Origin of the sequence: Megasphaera massiliensis (assembly GCF_036305205.1) — a bacterium.
In the GTDB taxonomy this organism is placed as follows: Bacteria; Bacillota; Negativicutes; order Veillonellales; family Megasphaeraceae; genus Megasphaera; species Megasphaera massiliensis.
In genome coordinates, this window is the sequence record NZ_JAXIXE010000010.1 from 1 (window position 1) to 3,935 (window position 3,935).

4 protein-coding genes are annotated in these 3,935 nt (G+C 49.9%); all 4 read right to left on the reverse strand.

Annotation, left to right across the window (positions count from 1 at the left end):
- Positions 1 to 473 (reverse strand): PfkB family carbohydrate kinase (locus tag UCI88_RS01840; protein ID WP_330023940.1); only part of this gene is annotated, 473 nt, incomplete at its 3' end.
- 61 nt (positions 474 to 534) lie between these two features.
- The gene (locus UCI88_RS01845) at positions 535 to 954 is read right to left on the reverse strand and encodes an HIT family protein (protein WP_256179679.1); all 420 of its coding nucleotides are present in this window, start codon (positions 952 to 954) and stop codon (positions 535 to 537) included.
- A gap of 12 nt (positions 955 to 966) precedes the next feature.
- Positions 967 to 2,400 (reverse strand): glycoside-pentoside-hexuronide (GPH):cation symporter, encoded by a 1,434-nt coding sequence (locus UCI88_RS01850; protein WP_044503372.1) that lies wholly within the window; start codon positions 2,398 to 2,400, stop codon positions 967 to 969.
- 12 nt (positions 2,401 to 2,412) lie between these two features.
- Positions 2,413 to 3,906: a UxaA family hydrolase gene (locus tag UCI88_RS01855; RefSeq protein ID WP_256179680.1), complete on the reverse strand. Its 1,494-nt coding sequence runs from the start codon at positions 3,904 to 3,906 to the stop codon at positions 2,413 to 2,415.
- Positions 3,907 to 3,935: the final 29 nt, after the last annotated feature.

Below are 3,935 nucleotides of genomic sequence, written 5' to 3' on the forward strand. Positions count from 1 at the left end.
CCCTTGCTGTGAGCCCGCATCATAAGCGTATAAATCGTTTCCCGGCACGATTCCGACAAAGCCAGGGGAATCCCCGTCACATGAAGGTGATCGACACCGGCCCAGTCGATACCGGCTAAATCAGCCGGCTGAAAATGAGAGAATGCCGTATGCTTACGGATATTGGCTACGAAAGGATCGCCTTCGACGACCTTTTCCTTCATCTGGAATCCCGTCATATGGTCGTCATCGGTCCAGACGTACTGTTCGTGGATGTTATTTTCTTTCAGAAAATTGACGATGCAGCGGCCAAAGGGATCGATACCGACCTTAGAGATATACGATACATTATTTCCCAAACGAGCCATACCGACGGCATAGTTCAGTTCAGCCCCGCAGACGTGGCGGGAAAAATGTTCGACCGATTCCAACGGCCCCGTTTCTTCAGCAATGAGAAGTCCCATCGCTTCACCAATAGTAAGCACATTCTTCATTTTGATTCCTCCATGAGATAAGATGGGACTGTCGCAGCAGACAGTCCCCGGTTACTTAGTTTTACAATTGTTTCTTTATTTTATCAATCATATCTTCATAGTCTGCATCTGTCAAGTAAACGCGGTCGGGATTCATGACAAAGGTTCCGTTCCATTCGAATTCATCTTTATACTTGGGAACTAAGTGGATATGCAAGTGATGTCCTGAATCGGCATAAGCACCATAGTTTACTTTGTCCGGATGAAAAGCTGCATGAATGGCCTTCGAAGCCCGTGCAACGTCAGCAAAGAAGGCATTTCGTTCTTCATCGCTCAAGTCCGTCATTTCGCTTACATGATCTTTATAAGCGACGATGCAGCGGCCGGGATGACTCTGCTCCTTGAATAAAACCAACATACTGACCGATAAATCACCGACGTAGATGCCAAACTTAGCCAGCGGTTCGCCTTTGACGCAGTAGCCGCAGTTCTGATCTTTCATGTGAAAGCCTCCTTATTCAATGGTACCGTGTTCCCATTTACCGTTATTCAAATCTTCAGCGATTTGTTTAAATTTATCATCCGTCAAGCCGTAGAAGAAGTACAGGATAATCGCAGCAATACCAAGGGCAACGCCGGGATACAAGGTCATAGCAGCTTTGATGCCCAAGAGGGTCATTTCGCTCTGTACGGCATTGGCAACGTAACCCGTCATGACCAGGATGCCGGAGCTTACGACAGCGGCCAGAGCCTGAGCGATTTTGCGGGAGAAGTTGAAAGCCGCATAGGTGATGCCTTCTTTACGGATACCGTTGTGCCATTCACTGTAGTCGATGACGTCGGAGACAAAGGCCCAGGTGACACCGTTAGGAATAGCCAAGGCAACGTAGCCGATGGTAACCAAAACGATGAACGAGTAAATGTTGGTCGGAATAACGAAGTTGAGAAGGTCTGCCGCACAGCCTATGAGCAAGCCGCCGATAGCCGTCTTCTTTTTGCCGAATTTTTTAACCAGTTTCGGGATGAGCAGGATACCGATAACGGAGCAGCCCATCATGATACCGTTTACAATCGGCTGGAAGCCCATGTAACCTAAGTTATACTGACAGAAGAAGATCATCATCTGGTTATTGGTATTCATAGCCGAAATCGTAAACAAGGTCATTAAAATGATGCATAAGAGCGGTTTGTTAGTAAACACGAGTTTAACATAGTCGGAAGCTTTGGCTTTCTGTTCATTAGCCGTATTGCGCTTAACAGGAACGTGTTCACGGCAGTTAAGATAGCAAATAGCAAAGCCGATGACACCGACGATAGACATGACAGCCGCGGCGATAAAGAAACCGTGGTGAGGCGAAGCAAACATCATGACGATCGGGACGAAAGCCATGCCGGTGATGAGCTGAGCCCCTATGGAACCGGCCTGACGGGTCGTAGCCATCTGACTTCGTTCTTCAACGTCTCGAGTCATAACACTGGCCAGGGAGGAATAGGGAATATTAGTAAACGAGTAAACGAGACCCCAAGCCATGTAAGCACCGTAAGCAAAGATGATTTTACCTGTTGCCGATATTTCCGGCATGGTAAAAGTGATGACCGTTAAGATAGCCAGGATGACGGCAGAAAACATCATGACCGGACGGAACTTGCCGCGAGGACCGATGTTCTTGCGGCCGTCGATAACGGAGCCGGCAATCGGATCCATAAAGGCGTCGAAGATTTTGGTAAAGGCGAAGATACCGGCAACCGCCGCAGCCGGGATGGTGCAAACGTCAATCCAGTATTTCGTCAAATAGGCCTGTCCGAGGTCAAACATAAAGCCGTTGCCAAAGTCACCAAACCCGTAACAAATCTTTTCACGCCAGGACAGTTTTACATGACCGTCTTTGGCTGTCTGCCCTTCAACCGGAGCGTTCGGCTTCGGCAAGGTTCCTTCTTGTGTGCTCATTGCACTCCCTCCTTATAAGGTAACACCGTTTTTAAATATAGCCAGTTCGTGTTTATCAAGAGCTTCCGATTTTGCCAAAATACGTCCCGACGCTACATCGAGGATGTATTGGAACAGGCGGTCCGCCGCAGCTTCCCGCGATTCCCCTTCAGCAATCGTGCCGGCATTGAAATCGATCCAGTTCTTTTTGAATTCGGCCAGTTTGCTGTTGCTGGAAATCTTAATCGTCGGTACCGGGCAGGCAAAGGGCGTTCCCCGCCCCGTCGTAAAGAGGACCATGTGAGCACCGGCTGCGGCTAAGGCATTGGCCGCTACCAAGTCGTTGCCCGGAGCCTGCAAGAGGTTCAGGCCTTTCTTGGAAACACGATCGCCGTAAGAGAGGACGTCTTCGACCAGGGCCTGACCGCCTTTTTGTACGCAGCCCAAGGATTTATCTTCCAAGGTCGTAATCCCGCCGGCCTTATTGCCCGGTGACGGATTTTCATTGATCTTTTCGCCGTAGTTCATGAAGTATTCTTTAAAGTTGTTTACCAGGGCTACGGTCTTATCGAAGACTTCTTCATTCCGAGCCCGGTTCATGAGCAGCGTTTCAGCACCGAACATTTCCGGAACTTCCGTCAAAATCGACGTGCCGCCAGCTGCGATGAGGCGGTTCGAGATTTCACCGACCAGGGGATTGGCTGTAATACCCGAAAAGCCGTCGGATCCGCCGCACTTCAGGCCGATGGTCAGCAAGGAGGCATCGCACGGTTCCCGGTGGGACTTAGCCGCATAGTCGCACAGTTCTTTGACAATCGACGTGCCGGCTTCGATTTCATCTTCTACGTCCTGACAGATGAGGAACTTGACCCGGTCCGGATCATAGTCGCCGATGACGTCCTTCATCAAACTGATCTGGTTGTTTTCACAGCCAAGACCAAGTACCAAAACGGCTCCGGCGTTCGGATTGTGAATAAGGCCACTTAATACTTTCTGCGTATGGAGCTGGTCGTCACCGAGCTGGGAGCAGCCATGAGGATGGCTGTACGAATAGATGCCGTCGATGTTTTCCGTCTTATAGACCTGGGCGGCATTTTCAATGGCCCGGGCAATGTTGTTGACGCAGCCGACGGTCGGAATGATCCATACTTCATTGCGGATTCCGGCCTGACCATCCGTCCGTTTATATCCGAGGAATTCGTATTTTTTTTCACTTTCCAAAGGCGGGCGCTGGGCCTTTTCCGGTTCGTAGGTGTAATCCAGGAGGTCGCCCAGTTTACTTTGGACGTTATGGGTATGGACCCAAGACCCTTGAGGGATATCCATTTTAGCGGTCCCGATAGGGAAGCCGTATTTTACGACATCTTCACCTTGTTTAATATCCTTGATGGCGATCTTATGGCCTGCCGGGATGCCCTGACAGACGGTGAAAGACGCTCCGCCGACGGTAACGCTGCTGCCCTTGGCAACAGCGTCGACAGCGACGGCTACATTATCATCAGCGTGTATCTGAAATACGTTCATCATAATCTCCTTATGCAGTCAATTCAGCAAGA